Here is a 14,890-nt window from a genome sequence, read left to right as displayed (position 1 = left end):
AACTCGGTCACCGACGACATCCGCGCCCATCGCGAACAACCAACTAGTGAACTTTTGCTCGAATTCGACCCGCACAGGGGAAAGGAAGTTACGTGCTAGACGTCAACTTCTTCGATGAACTCCGGATCGGCCTTGCCACCGCCGAAGACATCCGCCAGTGGTCCTACGGCGAGGTGAAGAAGCCGGAGACCATCAACTACCGCACGCTGAAGCCGGAGAAGGACGGCCTCTTCTGCGAGAAGATCTTCGGTCCCACCCGGGACTGGGAGTGCTACTGCGGTAAGTACAAGCGTGTCCGCTTCAAGGGCATCATCTGTGAGCGCTGTGGCGTCGAGGTCACCCGCGCCAAGGTGCGCCGTGAGCGGATGGGCCACATCGAGCTGGCCGCGCCGGTCACCCACATCTGGTACTTCAAGGGCGTGCCGTCGCGCCTCGGCTACCTGCTGGACCTGGCGCCGAAGGATCTGGAAAAGATCATCTACTTCGCCGCGTACGTCATCGTCGGCGTCGACGAGGAGCTGCGTCACAACGAGCTCTCCACGCTCGAAGCCGAGATGGAGGTCGAGAAGAAGGCCGTCGCCGATCAGCGCGACGCCGACCTCGAGGCCCGCGCGCAGAAGCTGGAAGCCGACCTGGCCGAGCTGGAGGCGGAGGGCGCCAAGTCCGACGTGCGCCGCAAGGTCAAGGACGGCGGCGAGCGCGAGATGCGCCAGCTCCGCGACCGTGCCCAGCGCGAGCTGGACCGGCTCGAGGAGATCTGGAACACCTTCACCAAGCTGTCCACCAAGCAGCTCATCGTGGACGAGGTGCTCTACCGCGAGCTGACCGACCGCTACGGCGAGTACTTCACCGGCGCCATGGGTGCGGAGTCCATCCAGAAGCTGATGGAGAACTTCGACATCGAGGCCGAGGCCGAGAACCTGCGCGAGACCATTCGCACCGGTAAGGGCCAGAAGAAGCTGCGCGCGCTCAAGCGGCTCAAGGTCGTCGCGGCCTTCCAGGCCAACGGCAACTCGCCGATGGGCATGGTGCTCGACGCCGTTCCGGTGATCCCGCCGGAGCTGCGCCCGATGGTTCAGCTCGACGGTGGCCGCTTCGCCACCTCCGACCTGAACGACCTGTACCGTCGCGTGATCAACCGCAACAACCGCCTCAAGCGACTGATCGACCTCGGCGCGCCCGAGATCATCGTCAACAACGAGAAGCGGATGCTGCAGGAGTCCGTCGACGCCCTGTTCGACAACGGCCGCCGCGGCCGTCCGGTCACCGGACCGGGCAACCGTCCGCTCAAGTCGCTGTCCGATCTGCTCAAGGGCAAGCAGGGCCGCTTCCGTCAGAACCTGCTCGGTAAGCGCGTCGACTACTCGGGCCGTTCGGTCATCGTCGTCGGTCCGCAGCTGAAGCTGCACCAGTGCGGTCTGCCGAAGCTGATGGCGCTGGAGCTGTTCAAGCCGTTCGTGATGAAGCGTCTGGTCGACCTGAACCACGCGCAGAACATCAAGTCCGCCAAGCGGATGGTGGAGCGGCAGAGGCCGCAGGTGTGGGACGTCCTCGAAGAGGTCATCGCCGAACACCCCGTGCTGCTGAACCGTGCGCCCACCCTGCACCGCCTCGGCATCCAGGCCTTCGAGCCGCAGCTGGTGGAAGGCAAGGCCATCCAGCTGCACCCGCTGGTCTGTGAGGCGTTCAACGCCGACTTCGACGGTGACCAGATGGCCGTGCACCTCCCGCTGTCGGCGGAGGCGCAGGCCGAGGCCCGCATCCTGATGCTGTCCTCGAACAACATCTTGTCGCCCGCGTCGGGTCGTCCGCTCGCCATGCCGCGTCTCGACATGGTGACCGGCCTGTACTACCTGACCCGTCAGGTCGACGGCGCCAAGGGCGAGTACAAGCCCGCGTCGGACGGCCAGCCGGAGTTCGGCGTGTACTCCTCGCCCGCCGAGGCGCAGATGGCGGTCGACCGCGGCGAGCTGACCGTGCGCTCCATGATCAAGGTGCGGCTCACCACTCAGCGTCCGCCGAAGGACGTCGAGGCGGAGCTGTTCCCGGAGGGCTGGCAGCGCGGCGACGCGTGGACCACCGAGACCACGCTGGGCCGGGTGCTGTTCAACGAGCTGCTGCCCGCGGACTACCCGTTCATCAACGAGCAGATGCCGAAGAAGCGGCAGGCGACGATTATCAACGATCTCGCCGAGCGCTACCCGATGATCGTGGTCGCGCAGACCGTCGACAAGCTCAAGGACGCAGGCTTCTACTGGGCAACGCGTTCGGGTGTCACCGTCTCCATGTCGGACGTTCTCGTTCCGCCGGAGAAGGCCGAGATCATGGAGCGCTACGAGGCGCAGTCGGATCAGATCGAGAAGAAGTACCAGCGTGGTGCGCTCGATCACCAGGAGCGCAACAACGCCCTGGTCAAGATCTGGCAGGAGGCGACCGAGGAGGTCGGTAAGGCGCTGCGCGCGCACTACCCGGCCGACAACCCGATCATCACGATCGTCGACTCGGGCGCCACGGGTAACTTCACCCAGACCCGTACCCTCGCCGGTATGAAGGGCCTGGTGACGAACCCGAAGGGTGAGTTCATCCCGCGGCCGATCAAGTCCTCCTTCCGTGAGGGCCTGACGGTTCTGGAGTACTTCATCAACACCCACGGTGCTCGTAAGGGTCTGGCCGACACCGCGCTTCGTACCGCCGACTCGGGTTACCTGACCCGTCGTCTGGTGGACGTCTCGCAGGACGTCATCGTGCGCGAGCACGACTGTGGCACCGAGCGCGGCATCGTCGTGCCGATCGCCGAGAAGCAGCTCGACGGCACCATCATCCGCGACGCGCACGTGGAGACCTCCGCGTACGCTCGCACGCTCGCCGCCGACGCGCTGGACGCGTCCGGCAACGTCGTGGTGAACAAGGGCGCCGACCTCGGCGACCCGGCCATCGAGGCGCTGCTCGACGCGGGCATCACCGAGGTGAAGGTCCGCTCCGTGCTGACCTGCACCACCGGCACCGGCGTGTGCGCGACCTGCTACGGCCGCTCCATGGCGACCGGCAAGCTGGTCGACATCGGTGAGGCCGTCGGCATCGTCGCCGCGCAGTCCATCGGTGAGCCCGGTACCCAGCTGACCATGCGTACCTTCCACCAGGGTGGTGTCGCGGGTGACGACATCACCGGTGGTCTGCCGCGTGTTCAGGAGCTCTTCGAGGCTCGTGTGCCGAAGGGCAAGGCGCCGATCGCCGAGGTCTCGGGTCGCGTGCGGCTCGAGGACGACGACCGCTTCTACAAGATCACCATCATCCCGGACGACGGTGGTGAAGAGGTTGTCTACGACAAGCTCTCGAAGCGTCAGCGTCTGCGCGTGTTCAAGCACGACGACGGCACCGAGCGTCTGCTCTCCGACGGTGACCACGTCGAGGTCGGCCAGCAGCTGCTGGAAGGCGCGGCGGATCCGCACGAGGTGCTGCGCGTGATGGGCCCCCGTCAGGTGCAGATCCACCTGGTCCACGAGGTCCAGGAGGTCTACCGCTCGCAGGGTGTGTCGATCCACGACAAGCACATCGAGGTCATCGTGCGCCAGATGCTGCGTCGCGTGACGATCATCGATTCCGGCGCCACGGAGTTCCTGCCCGGCTCGCTCACCGAGCGTTCCGAGTTCGAGTCCTCCAACCGTCGCGTGGTCTCCGAAGGCGGCGAGCCCGCCTCCGGTCGCCCGGTGCTGATGGGTATCACCAAGGCGTCGCTGGCCACCGACTCGTGGCTGTCGGCGGCGTCCTTCCAGGAGACCACCCGAGTCCTGACGGACGCGGCGATCAACTGCCGCTCCGACAAGCTCATCGGCCTCAAGGAGAACGTGATCATCGGCAAGCTGATCCCGGCCGGTACCGGTATCAACCGCTACCGCAACATCCAGGTGCAGCCGACCGAAGAGGCTCGTGCCGCGGCGTACGCGGTGCCGTCCTACGACGACACCTACTACAGCCCGGACAGCTTCGGCACCACCACCGGTGCCGCGGTTCCGCTGGACGACTACGGATTCAGCGACTACCGGTAATCGGTAGGCACCGATAGGCATTCGGCCCCCGCTCCCTTCCGGAGCGGGGGCCGTTCGCGTTTCGGATGGTGCCAGAAGCCGCGCCACCCTGCTGCGGCTTTGGAACCACGCCGACCTGCGTGGAGAATATTCTTGGGCGCATGAGCGTGGTGCACGACCACTATCCGGAGCTGCATCGGCTGATCGAACAATTGCCGCCCGAGTCTGCTCCCGAGGCGCGCGCTGTCCTGCTGCGACTGGTCAAGGGCGGTGCGGCGGATCGTCTGGCCGCCCTGCCGTCATTCGACGGACCTGAAGACCTCAGCGAACGGATGGCTACCGAGCTGTTCGAGGCGCCGTGACGCTGATCGTCGACGCGAACATCTTGGTCGCGGTGATGAACCGCAAGGACCGGCGCCACGCAGAGATGCGTGCCACTGTCGAAAGTAGTGTGCTCAAGCCACTTTGATGCTGTGTGGCCCGACTTGGACAGTGATGTCGACGTGGCCGCCCAGGGCGTGCGCGCAGGCGCGGAGGCGGCTGCTTGGGCCTCTGGTTCGGCCAGCTCGGGGTGCCGCCGATGGGCTTCGGCTTTTACTTCGCGCCAGTTGCGTGCGGGGCTCATGATTTCAACTCCTGATCTTGCTCTGCCCGATAGTCGGCATGCCGTTGCTCTGCTACCGGTATCGCGTCGTCGTACCACCGCGACCAACGTCCCGCCTTGTCTCCTGCGACAGGAATGATCGCCGAACGGTCCGGGTCGAAAACGAACAGTGGGGCGCTGATCGTCCGGTGGCGCAACCAGCGCTGGGCAACGCATGTCGGCGACGATCAGGCGATGGTGGGGGAGGGTTTGGTGAGGGCGTCGGTGATGCGCTTTCGGGCGGCGGGGTGAAGGGGGAGCTCGTCGATTTCGGAGGGGGTGAACCAGCGGACGTCGGAGGTTTCGCGGTTGTCGGGGCGGGGTGTGCCAGCGAGGTGGCGGCCGTGCAGGCAGACGGTGAATTCCTGGAGCACGACCCGGTCACCTGGGTCGATGTCGACCACCACGATGTGACCGGGGTCGGTGTAGATACCCGCGAAGCCGGTCACTTCGATGTCGATTCCCGTCTCCTCCAACGTTTCTCGCACCGCCGCTTGGGCGATCGTCTCGCCCAGTTCGAGCTTGCCGCCCGGCATCGCCCACCACCCGTTGTCGCAGCGCCGCACCAGCAATAGGCGTCCCACGTCATCTCGCACCGCCGCCACAACACCCGGCACCCGTCCCTGCGCGACCGGTGCGTTCTCGTCATCGAAGTAGTCGATCCGCCCCATCCCTCTATTCTGCGGTCTTCCGCCGCAATGCGAACCGCGAATCACGAACGCGCATAAAGTGTTTCGAGGTCGATCAGTAGCGGCTTCTCGGTGGAAGAGCGCAGGCCATCATCGAATCCCGCACCGCTGTAGCACGCGAGAACGGTGTCGGAGACGTCGTAACCCTTGCCGGACAGCAGCTCTCGCGCGCGAATGAGGCGGTCCAGATGCCCGGTCGTCATCGTGCGGTCCCACTTCACTTCCCCGAGCGAGAGGATTCGCCGACGGCGTCCGGGCTCCTCGGGCGCGAGGACCGCCACGTCGATCTGTATCTGGCTTCGCCGATCCGGATCCTTGACTACCGCGCCGGCCACTTGCCCCGGCAGTTCACCGAAAACGTCGGGTCCCGCCGACATCGCCCAGTCACGGCAGATGTTCTCGAAATGCGGTCCGACGACCTGGGAAAGGAATGTGGCCTGCGAACTGTGCCACGCCGCCGCCTGGTTGCCTCGTTCGAGCGGGGTCCAGTGACGTCGCATGATCGCTTCGTAGAAGACGATCAGCGGCTCGGCGATCCGGAAGACGGGCTTGCCCTTCTGGAAAGGGTCCGCCTCGCGAACGATCAGTTGGGAGTCTTCCAATACCGAAAGCGGATGTGCCATATCGGTTGAGCTACGGCCGATGGCGCTCGCGATACCGCCGCGTGTCGTGTTTCCGTTGGCGATGGCGGCCAGCACCGCGTGATACAGGGCCACGTCGCGGATTTCGGTTTCCTCGGCGAGGAGGTAGCGAGCCTCACGGAAGAGTGGAACCTGCGGGTTCAACACCGTCCGCAAGACCCACGAATCGAAATCCGCGAGCGATTCGGGGGCATCTCCGGCTACGAAATCGCGCCGATAGGCAGGAGTGCCGCCGACGATCGAATGGACGAGCACGGCCAGCCGTGGGTCGTCGATCCCCCAGAAGGCGGCCGCCTCCCGATATCCGAGGGGCCTCACGACCAATTCCAAGCTCGCTCGCCCGCGCAGCGGTGCACTGCCGGACAGCAGCCCGCCCATCACCGACATGGCCGACCCGCACAACAGGATGCGCGAGCCCGCGACCCGGGCCGGGCCGCGTGGATCCAACGCCCACTGGAGCAGCGAAGGGAGCGCGGGCGTGGCTTTGGTCAGGTACGGGAATTCGTCCAGGACGACGAGGTCATTGCCGACGACCGCGAACAACCGCTCGAGCGCCTCTTCCCAATTGCGAAAGACGTAGCGCCCGCCCCCCGCGTAGCGCGCGACGGCACGACCGAAGCGCTCGAGGGCCTCGACCTCGGTCGCCTCGGTCGCCGTGAAGAAGAAACCACCCACGACCTCGGACAGCGCGTCGAGCAAGAAGGTCTTGCCCTGTCGGCGACGGCCGCTGACGATGCCCAGTCGAACGTCCGAGCTGGGCGAGGTGGCGAAGCGCAGCAACCCGTCCCACTCTCGGTCGCGATCGAACACCCGCTCAGGTTTCCGCTTGGTGGTCACCATATAACTATACTTCTTATAACTACGCTTATACATGTGGCCGTCGGCTTAGGCTCGCCACCCATCGGCGTGTCCGGCATGACCCCGCTGGCGGGCGCGCTGATTCGGGGCGCGGGCGGGCGCAGGTCGGCTTTGGGTTGGGCGGCGTTCTTCGTTGTTGCGACCGAAAGGTGGTGGCGCAGTTAAGATGTGGCACGGCTTGGCGCTGGTTCGGTGTCGGGGCGGCCCGGACGGCTGAGTGTGCGTAAGGGGGCGCGTTCGTGGGCGGCAGTGCGTTGGGGTGGCGTTCGTTGCGGCGGGGGACCGTGCGTGGGCGGGCGGCGCGGGCTCGGGCGGCGGGGGCGCTGGTGAGTTTGGTTGTGTCCGTGGCGTTGTGCGTCGGGGCGGCGGCCTTGTGGGAGGCGGAGCGGCAGGGGGAGCAGCCGAGTTCCGGGCCCGCGACGTCGGTGATCGGGCCGCCGCCACAGGGGATGCCCGCCGCGTTGCCGAGGGAGGTGGCGCGGCGGCCCGCGGTGCTGTTGGTGCGCGACGGTGCGCCCGGTCCGGTGGTCGGGCCGACGTACGGCCCGCGTGCGCGGTTGGCGCCGATGCGCGGACTGCGCGGGATGCCTTTCGATTTCGACGTTCCGGAGACCTGGGGCTGCATCGGCGGCAGCAAGCGATTGCGGGCCGATGTGGTGTGGACCTGCGCCGACGAGCGCGGTGGGAGTCGGGCGGGCGGCTGGATCGGCGTGCACTCCTGCCTCTCGCCCTGTCGCGACGCGGAGCAGACCGGTTTCCGAACCGAACTCATCGGCCCGGAACCACGGTGGCGCGCCACCGATCCCACGACTGCCTTCACCGAATCCCGGGCCGACATCGACGGCGAGCCTCGGGTGCGAGTCGCGATGACCTACGCCTTCGCCGCCGACACCGGCGGCCCCGTCGACACCCTCGCCTTCGCCAGGCTGACCGGCCCACCCGCGACACTGGACACCCTGCTCAGCCTGGTGAACGAGATCCGTCTCCGCGCCGCCGGGTGAGCGCTCGGGCAGGCGCCCTGCCGTGATCTGCTCGCTCTTGCGTGCGCAGTGGTCCGACTTCGCCCGGCGTGGAATCAGTGCACACCGCTCCTACGGCACCACGGTGAACAACTCGTAGCTGTGCCCGTCCGGCGCAAGCACATACAACCCGCGCCCACCCCGCAAACGATTGATCTCGCGATCCCACCCGTTCTCCGGCCCCGACCCGTACGGCACGTCGGCCCAACTCTCGAGCCGCGCGAGCACGGCGTCGAACCGATCGTCGTCGACCAGAAACCCGTAATGCCCCGGCGTCACCGGCCCTCGGTCGTCGAAATCGAACGTGAGATCGGCATTGACGCGAACTGGCACGAACGGCCCGGCGGACTCACCAACCGACAAACCCATGAGCTCGGCGAAGAACGCCGCCGCAGCGGTTCGATCGGTGGCGCGAACGATCGTGTGATTCAAAACGATGGACATCTCGACCCTTATGATTGAATGCGATACGCATACATATTACATGTGATTCGCATGTAACTGCCGACGTGCGACTACCCTGAACCTCATGAACAGGACCCCCACCCCGGACACCGCCGTCGACGGCGGACCCGCACTGTTCCAGGTGGTCCGGTTCTGGTCTCGGCGGTGGATCAACCGCAGCTCGGCGCGCCTGCCCGAGGAACTGCGGCACGTGCAGCACATCCAAGTCGTGGAGGCGGTGGCGACGGAGACCGAGCGCGACGGGGAGCCCACCGTCACGGCCGTCGCGCACCAACTCGGGCTCGATCAGTCCGGCGCCAGTCGCATGGTGCGCGACGCGACGGCGGCGGGATTCATCGCCCGATCGGAATCGGAGGTCGACCGCCGCCGCACCGCCCTGCGCCTCACCGCCAGCGGCGAACGCCTGCTCGCCGACGCCCGCGACTGGCAGCGGACCGTCTTCGCCGAGCTCACCGCCGACTGGTCCGCCGACGACCGCCGCCGCTTCGCCGGCTACCTCCAGCGCCTCGGCGCCGAACTACGCGACTGAGTCCGGTTTGTTAGATCACACCAATTGCCTTGACGCTCTTCTGAAGCCGCCCGTCGGCCGGTAAGTTGTCGGCGGACAAACCGGACATCGTGAACCGGACGGCGCGACAGGAAGCACAGGATGAGGATCAGCAGAATCACCGCGACGGCGTTGCTGGCACTGGCGGCCACCGGTCTCTCCTCGGGCGTCGTGCACGCCGAGCCCGCGGACCCGCCCGCGCAGACCGCACCGGCCGCGGCGGCGCTGAACCTCAGCGGCGCGTTCCACGAGATCGCCTACCGAGTGGCCGTCGCCGAGGACCGCCGCTCCACCGTGACCACGCTGGAGGAGGGCACCTTCGGCCTGGTCAACGACGACCGCATCGTCACCATCGCCGACCGGGCGGGCCAGATCGTCGCCGCCCTGCCGATGACGTTGCACATCGAGGGCCACCGCGTCGATCTCACCCCGACCGTGGACGAGGCGGGCACCCGGCTGACCCTCGCGCCGACCGCGATGCCGGAAACCCCGGTGCGCGAGATCAGTTCGCAGGAGCGCTTCTTCGCCGAGGCCGAGAAGGCCATGCCGCAGATCCTCGCGGGCGCCGCCATCGGCGCGGGCATCGGCTTCCTGGTCGGATTCCCGCTGGGATTGTTCGTTCTCGACTTCATCACGGTCCCGATCACCACCGTCGTCGGCGGCGTGATCGGCGCGTTCGCCGGGCTCTACCAGGCGGGCGGTCAGCCTGCCATCGACGCGGCCCAGGCGTACCTCACCGGCCAGCCCTGACTCACGTCTCGTTCGAGGGCGCAGGGGTGAGCTCCTGCGTCCCGACGACCCGCGGCAGTTCCCTCTTCTCTGCGGCGTCGGTCCCCGGCACGGTGCGGCCTACTTCCTTCTCGGCCTGATGACAGCGGTGAAAGCCGCTGCGGCAACCGGCTTTCCGGAGCCATCGGCGATCGCGACCGGCACCTCGAGCTCCACCGCCACGCGTCCCGCGATATCCGAGCGCAGGCGCTCGAGGGTGTCCGCGTCGAATTCCGAGGTGGCGTGGAAGGGGCCGGCCGAACCCTTGGCCCGCGCCAGATACTCGATGCGGCCGTCGCGGGCGACGATGAACGTCTCGCCCATCAGGTCCACGATGCCCGAGACGGCTGCGCCCATCGCGGCCGTCTCGGCCAGGCCGAACAGCACGGCCGCGTGTAGATCGCCGTTGTGGTTGAGGTGTTCGGCGCGCGGGGCGATGGATACGACATTGCGCCCCGCGGCGAACTCCACGCCCTCGATGCCCGCGTACTGGATGAACCCCAGCTTCTGGAACCCGGCCATCACCAGGTCGCCCATGGTCGCGCTGTCCATCCGTACTCCCACCGAGCCGCCGTACTGAAACGTGTTTCAGTTTTACCCAGCCTGGCGGGACTTGTCCACTCCGAGTGCGCATTCACGGCGGCGCGGCCGGCGCGCGCCGTGAAGGCGCCGACGGCGGGTGTGCGTGGCCGTCGGCGGCGAGCGCGATCGGAAGGGTGACAGCCGCCGGCCGGATGGCTGCCGATCGAATTCGCGCACGGGTATTGACTCGGGGAAGCGGGCGCACAATACTGAACCTGATGGTTCAGTATGACTTCCTCGACGCCTCGTTCGGGGCGCTGGCGGACCCCACCCGACGTGGGATCCTCGAGTGCCTCGGCCGCGGGCCCGCGACCGTCAGCGAACTGGCCGAGCGTTTCGAGATGACCCTGACCGGCATCAAGAAGCACATCAGCCTGCTGGAGGACGCGGGCATGATCGTCACGGAGAAGCGGGGCCGGGTCAGGTATTGCCGACTCGGCGAGAACGTCTTCGACCGCGAAGTGGCGTGGCTGCAGGGTTATCGGCGAATGGTGGAAGCCCGGATGGACCGTCTCGGTGAATTCCTCGAACGAACGGAGCCAGACCAATGAGCACGACAACCCGCGATGCCGACATCACCACTCCCGTCGATCGGGAGATCCACGTCGAGCGGATCTTCGACGCCCCGCTGGACCGGGTGTGGGACGCCTACAGCCGGATCGAGCAGCTGGTCCAGTGGTGGGCCCGTGGCAATCGAATGGACGTGGAGCGCTGGGAATTCCGCAAGGGCGGCCACTACCGCTTCGTGGAGAACTCCGAGGACGGTTCGCACGGCTTCGAGGGGCGGTTCCGCGAGATCACCCCGAAGGAGCGGATCGTGCAGTCCTTCGAGTGGGACGGCATGCCCGCGCATGTCGCCATCGACGCGACCACGTTCATCGACCTCGGCGACGGTCGCACCAAGGTCGTCACCGACAGTCAGTTCCACACGCCGGAAGAGCGCGACGGCATGCTGCAGTCGGGCATGTCCGAGGGCCTCAACGCCAGCTACCGCGCGCTGGACGAACTGCTCGCCAAGTCGGCCTGAGCCGGATCGCCCGCGGGCGGGGTCGAGCTGCCTGCCGACTCCGCCCGGCGGGTCCAGCGATCGTGTGGGGTTCGGCTGCCGGACGATCTCGTCTGGGGTCACGCACGGTCGGCGCGCGGGTCGCCGAGTCCGACCGATACGGCCTCCGCGGAGCCTCGGGGCGGAACCTGATTCAGGAACGATCCGTGCCGATGCGCCGCTTGCGCGGCTTCAGGTGCAACGCGGGCATCGGCGGCGCGGGGATGCGTTGCTCGGGCGAGTGACCGGCGATGTCCGCGAATCGCTCGACGCGGCGGTTCTCCCAGTCCTCGCGGGCCGCCACGATCTCTTCGTGACTGCGCCCCACGAAGTTCCACCACATCACCAGTTCCTCGCCGAACGGCTCGCCGCCGATCAGCGCGAAGTGCGCGCCGGTGCCGCTGGCCAGCCGCAGCTCGGTGCGGTCGGAACCGAGGTAGAGCAGCGGACCCGGCTTGACCTCGGTGTCGGCGGCGGTCACCTCGCCCTCGATCACCAGCAGCGCGTGCTCGAAGGACGGGTCGAGCGGAATGGTGATCCCCGCGCCGGGATCGATCCGGACGTCGGCGCCGACGATCGGGGTGTAGGCCTTGGCGGGCGAGGTCAGCCCGGCGAACGAGCCGATCAGCACGATGGCACGCACGCCTTCGGCTTCGTAGACCGGCAGGTCCCGATGCTGCTCGAAGTGCGGGTCGATGCCGGTGCGGTCGCCGGGCAGTGCGATCCAGAGCTGGAGACCGTGGCCGGCCGGGGCGTCGGGAACGCCGTATTCGGAATGCGCGATGCCGCGGCCGGAGGTCATCAGGTTCAGCTGACCTGGATTGATCTCGACATCGGATCCGACCGAGTCCCGATGCCGGATGCGTCCCTCGAACGGCCAGGTCACGGTCTGCAGGCCGATGTGCGGGTGCGGATCGATGTCCGGTGGCGCGTCGGTCTTGGTGACCGTCGGCGAGCCGAAATGATCGAGAAAACACCAGGCGCCGACCGTCGGCAGATCCCGTTGCGGGAGCACCCGTTCCACGAAAACGCCGCGCACGCCGCCAAGTGGTACCTCGCGCGCGGGGTAGAGCTCGGCGATCGGGCCGGGGCCCGGCGCCGGTTCGCACACCGACTCCGCCGGATGTGGATCGAGATCGCTCACTGCTCGCCGCTCTTGCCGGTCAGGTGCTGGCCGTACTCCGGGTGCTTCTCGATGAACGCCTTGATGAACGGGCAGTGCGCGGTGATGGTGCGGCCGCGCGCGACCACGTCGTCGAGCGCCTCCTTGGCGAGTTTGCTGCCGAGGCCCTTGCCCTCGAAGGTCTTGTCGATCTCCGTGTGCACGAAGTCGCTGTCGATGCCGCGTTCGACGTATTCGGTGAAGCCCGCGAGCTCGCCGCCGTAGTAGATCTCGTAGCGGTTCTGCTCGGCATTGCGCGCGACCTTGATCTCCGCGAGATCGGTCATGGTTGCCTCCTCGTTGTGCGCCCGGACCGGGTGCTTGCTCATGATCGACACGCGGTTGAACGCGCCGATCGTGGTGGCTACCCAGACGATTACCGACATCTGGTCATCCGACAAATGCTCTCGTGCCAAAGCGTACTCACGCTCGAGTGTCGCTTCATCCGGCAGAACGGCCGTGACCTCGGCGAGGGCGAGCGCGGCGCGGTCCACCGCCGAGTAGGGTCCGCCGCGCCGCCAGCCGGGCAGGACCGCGATCTCCTGCTCGGTGGCGCCCGCCCGCAGTGCCGCCCGGTGATGGACGTCCAGGCAGTGCGTGCAGCCGTTGAGCTGGGAAACCCGCACGTTGACCAGTTCGACGAGCCTGCGGTCGAGCCCGGCCGCCGCGGCCGCGGCCCTGACCTCTTTCGCCGTGGCGAGCAGGGCGCGGTAAGCGACTGGTGTTTGTTTGTCGACCCACACCCGGTTGTCGAGGTTCATGGTGTCGAATCGTAGTCGCAATTGGTTGACATGTCACCCTGATGCCGAGCAGTCGACCGCCGCCCGGCCGTTTCCGGGCCGGGCGACGATCGCGCGAAGTGTCCTACTCCCGTCCGGCGGACGTGAAAGACATGTCCGCGTACCGGTTTCCGGCCACCTGCGCCGCGATCGGCTCGAGCGTCGCGAGCTCGTCGGCGGACAAGACGAGCGCGGCGGCGGCGACGTTGTCGGCCAAGCGCTTGCGGCTGCGGGTACCGGGAATCGGGATCACCGGCAGATCGTGCGCGGCCGCCCTGCTGTGCACCCAGGCCAGCGCGACCTGCGCGGGCGTGACGCCGCGCTCCTCGGCGATGGCGCGCACCGGGGTGAGCAGTTCGGCGTTGCGAGCCGCGTTGTCGCCGGTGAAGCGCGGCATCGCCCTGCGGAAGTCGTTCGCGTCGGCCAATTCGCTCGCCGCCTTGAACGATCCGGTCAGGAAGCCGCGGCCGAGCGGCGAATACGGGACGAAGGCGACGCCGAGCTCGGCGGCCGCGGGCACCGCGGTGTTCTCCACGTCCCTGGAGAACAGCGACCACTCCGACTGCACCGCGGCGATCGGGTAGACGGCGTGCGCCGCGCGCAGCTCCGCGCCGGTCACCTCGGAGAGGCCGAGCGCGCGCACCTTGCCGGCCTTCACGAGCTCGGCGAGGACGCCGACCGTGTCCTCGATCGGCACCCGCACATCGCGGCGGTGCATGTAGTAGAGGTCGATGGTGTCGATGCCGAGCCTGCGCAAACTGGCGTCGACGGCGGCGCGGATGTACTCGGGGGAGTTGTCGATGCCGCGGAAGGTGGGGTCTTCGGCCTTGCGGACGATGCCGAACTTGGTGGCCAGCACCACCCGATCGCGATTGGCCCGCACGAAATCGCCGAGGAATTCCTCGTTGTGTCCGGAGCCGTAGACGTCGGCCGTGTCGAACAGGGTGACGCCGAGTTCCAGCGCCCGGTCCAGAGTGGCGCGCGACTCGGTGAGGTCGGACTCGCCGTAGAACTCGCTCATGCCCATGCAACCCAGGCCCTGCGTCCCCACCTCGATGCCGCCCGCGCCGAGCGCGGTGGTGGGGAGCGTGTCGGTGGTGGTCATGCCTTGATCCCTTCACTGTTGTCCGTGGCGAGCGCGGCCGGTCCGGTCCAGGCGGATTTGCCCTCGTAGATGGCGATCTTGTAATCCAGGACGGCCACGGTCTGTTGCAGTTCGGCGATCTTGGCGAGTACTTCGGCGCGCGTATCCCGGAACATCGCGAGCCGCTCCGGGAAGGTGGAGTCACCGGCGCGGACCAGCTCCGCGTAGCGGAGCATGTCGGCGACCGACATGCCGGTCGTGCGGAGTTTGCCGATCAGGGCGAGCCACTCCAGGTCCCGATCGCTGAACCGGCGCTTGCCCGTGTGGTCGCGGCCGACGTAGTCCATCAACCCGATCCGCTCGTACCAGCGCAGTGTGTCGCGACTCAGACCCGACCGCTCGGCGGCCTCGCCGATCGAGTACCTCGGCCGTTCCCGGTCGCTGTCCCCGACGCGTGGTGCCGTCGCGGTCACGACTTCGCCCCGCTGGCGCGCGGCTTGGTTGTGCCCGAGAGCGCACTGTGCAGACGGCTCACTCGCTGACGCTCGCTCACTGAAATTCGCCCCTCTCGTCGAACACGGAC

At 67.4% G+C, this 14,890-nt stretch carries 15 protein-coding genes and 1 pseudogene; 7 read left to right on the top strand and 9 right to left on the bottom strand.

Annotation, left to right across the window (positions count from 1 at the left end; genetic code table 11):
* The first annotated feature begins 92 nt into the window (after positions 1-92).
* Both T333_RS13860 and T333_RS13855 read left to right on the top strand, forming a co-directional pair.
* A complete protein-coding gene (locus tag T333_RS13860) occupies positions 93-4,046 on the top strand; it encodes a DNA-directed RNA polymerase subunit beta' (protein WP_354998935.1) in 3,954 nt (1,317 codons plus the stop codon).
* A gap of 140 nt (positions 4,047-4,186) precedes the next feature.
* Positions 4,187-4,387 carry a hypothetical protein gene (locus T333_RS13855; protein ID WP_496424653.1) on the top strand — a complete coding sequence of 67 codons (201 nt, stop codon included), beginning with the start codon at positions 4,187-4,189 and terminating at the stop codon, positions 4,385-4,387.
* 469 nt (positions 4,388-4,856) lie between these two features.
* Here T333_RS13855 and T333_RS13850 read toward each other — a convergent pair whose 3' ends face one another.
* Both T333_RS13850 and T333_RS13845 read right to left on the bottom strand, forming a co-directional pair.
* Positions 4,857-5,339, bottom strand: coding sequence for an NUDIX hydrolase (locus T333_RS13850; protein ID WP_496424652.1), 483 nt, complete (start codon positions 5,337-5,339; stop codon positions 4,857-4,859).
* 41 nt (positions 5,340-5,380) lie between these two features.
* Complete coding sequence (locus T333_RS13845; RefSeq protein WP_496424651.1) at positions 5,381-6,778, bottom strand: AAA family ATPase; 1,398 nt, start codon at positions 6,776-6,778, stop codon at positions 5,381-5,383.
* Positions 6,779-7,182: 404 nt separating this feature from the next.
* On the opposite strand from T333_RS13845, the gene T333_RS13840 reads away from it, so the two are divergent.
* Positions 7,183-7,857, top strand: coding sequence for a hypothetical protein (locus tag T333_RS13840; protein WP_496424650.1), 675 nt, complete (start codon positions 7,183-7,185; stop codon positions 7,855-7,857).
* Between the two features lie 90 nt (positions 7,858-7,947).
* On the opposite strand, the gene T333_RS13835 is transcribed toward T333_RS13840, so the two are convergent.
* Positions 7,948-8,319: a VOC family protein gene (locus T333_RS13835; protein WP_496424649.1), complete on the bottom strand. Its 372-nt coding sequence runs from the start codon at positions 8,317-8,319 to the stop codon at positions 7,948-7,950.
* 85 nt (positions 8,320-8,404) lie between these two features.
* On the opposite strand from T333_RS13835, the gene T333_RS13830 reads away from it, so the two are divergent.
* Together T333_RS13830 and T333_RS13825 are read left to right on the top strand one after the other, a co-directional pair.
* A complete protein-coding gene (locus T333_RS13830) occupies positions 8,405-8,869 on the top strand; it encodes a MarR family winged helix-turn-helix transcriptional regulator (RefSeq protein WP_354998939.1) in 465 nt (154 codons plus the stop codon).
* 120 nt (positions 8,870-8,989) lie between these two features.
* Positions 8,990-9,637, top strand: coding sequence for a DUF8020 domain-containing protein (locus tag T333_RS13825; RefSeq protein ID WP_354998940.1), 648 nt, complete (start codon positions 8,990-8,992; stop codon positions 9,635-9,637).
* 99 nt (positions 9,638-9,736) lie between these two features.
* On the opposite strand, the gene T333_RS13820 is transcribed toward T333_RS13825, so the two are convergent.
* A complete protein-coding gene (locus tag T333_RS13820; protein ID WP_357251475.1) occupies positions 9,737-10,207 on the bottom strand; it encodes a PaaI family thioesterase in 471 nt (156 codons plus the stop codon).
* Between the two features lie 248 nt (positions 10,208-10,455).
* On the opposite strand from T333_RS13820, the gene T333_RS13815 reads away from it, so the two are divergent.
* On the top strand, positions 10,456-10,788 hold the full coding sequence (locus T333_RS13815) for an ArsR/SmtB family transcription factor (protein WP_354998942.1): 333 nt from the start codon (positions 10,456-10,458) through the stop codon (positions 10,786-10,788).
* Positions 10,785-11,264, top strand: a complete 480-nt coding sequence (locus T333_RS13810; RefSeq protein WP_354998943.1) for an SRPBCC family protein — start codon at positions 10,785-10,787, stop codon at positions 11,262-11,264. Before T333_RS13815 ends, T333_RS13810 begins: the two co-directional genes overlap by 4 nt.
* Before the next feature lie 172 nt (positions 11,265-11,436).
* Here the strand turns inward: T333_RS13810 and T333_RS13805 are convergent, their stop codons facing one another.
* The 5 genes and pseudogenes from T333_RS13805 to T333_RS13785 form a co-directional block, all read right to left on the bottom strand.
* Complete coding sequence (locus tag T333_RS13805) at positions 11,437-12,426, bottom strand: pirin family protein (RefSeq protein WP_496424648.1); 990 nt, start codon at positions 12,424-12,426, stop codon at positions 11,437-11,439.
* Complete coding sequence (locus T333_RS13800) at positions 12,423-12,731, bottom strand: GNAT family N-acetyltransferase (protein ID WP_496424795.1); 309 nt, start codon at positions 12,729-12,731, stop codon at positions 12,423-12,425. The genes T333_RS13805 and T333_RS13800 overlap by 4 nt, the downstream gene beginning before the upstream one ends.
* A 21-nt stretch (positions 12,732-12,752) precedes the next feature.
* Positions 12,753-13,205: pseudogene (locus tag T333_RS13795) on the bottom strand (carboxymuconolactone decarboxylase family protein); the annotation flags it as partial.
* Positions 13,206-13,308: 103 nt separating this feature from the next.
* Positions 13,309-14,328, bottom strand: coding sequence for an aldo/keto reductase (locus T333_RS13790; RefSeq protein ID WP_496424647.1), 1,020 nt, complete (start codon positions 14,326-14,328; stop codon positions 13,309-13,311).
* Positions 14,325-14,780 (bottom strand): MerR family transcriptional regulator, encoded by a 456-nt coding sequence (locus tag T333_RS13785; RefSeq protein WP_496424646.1) that lies wholly within the window; start codon positions 14,778-14,780, stop codon positions 14,325-14,327. Before T333_RS13785 ends, T333_RS13790 begins: the two co-directional genes overlap by 4 nt.
* Between the last annotated feature and the right edge of the window lie 110 nt (positions 14,781-14,890).

This window comes from Nocardia sp. CNS-044 (genome assembly GCF_059570515.1).
Note: the sequence above shows the minus strand (reverse complement) of the source record. Positions and strands in the feature narration are given on the sequence as shown.

Bases quoted from the DNA above. Each gene is read 5' to 3' on its own strand.
- T333_RS13800 (WP_496424795.1), bottom strand. From the start codon at position 12,731: ATGACCGATCTCGCGGAGATCAAGGTCGCGCGCAATGCCGAGCAGAAC.
- T333_RS13825 (WP_354998940.1), top strand. From the start codon at position 8,990: ATGAGGATCAGCAGAATCACCGCGACGGCGTTGCTGGCACTGGCGGCC.
- T333_RS13855 (WP_496424653.1), top strand. From the start codon at position 4,187: ATGAGCGTGGTGCACGACCACTATCCGGAGCTGCATCGGCTGATCGAA.
- T333_RS13810 (WP_354998943.1), top strand. From the start codon at position 10,785: ATGAGCACGACAACCCGCGATGCCGACATCACCACTCCCGTCGATCGG.
- T333_RS13835 (WP_496424649.1), bottom strand. From the start codon at position 8,319: ATGTCCATCGTTTTGAATCACACGATCGTTCGCGCCACCGATCGAACC.
- T333_RS13820 (WP_357251475.1), bottom strand. From the start codon at position 10,207: ATGGACAGCGCGACCATGGGCGACCTGGTGATGGCCGGGTTCCAGAAG.
- T333_RS13815 (WP_354998942.1), top strand. From the start codon at position 10,456: ATGGTTCAGTATGACTTCCTCGACGCCTCGTTCGGGGCGCTGGCGGAC.
- T333_RS13790 (WP_496424647.1), bottom strand. From the start codon at position 14,328: ATGACCACCACCGACACGCTCCCCACCACCGCGCTCGGCGCGGGCGGC.
- T333_RS13850 (WP_496424652.1), bottom strand. From the start codon at position 5,339: ATGGGGCGGATCGACTACTTCGATGACGAGAACGCACCGGTCGCGCAG.
- T333_RS13830 (WP_354998939.1), top strand. From the start codon at position 8,405: ATGAACAGGACCCCCACCCCGGACACCGCCGTCGACGGCGGACCCGCA.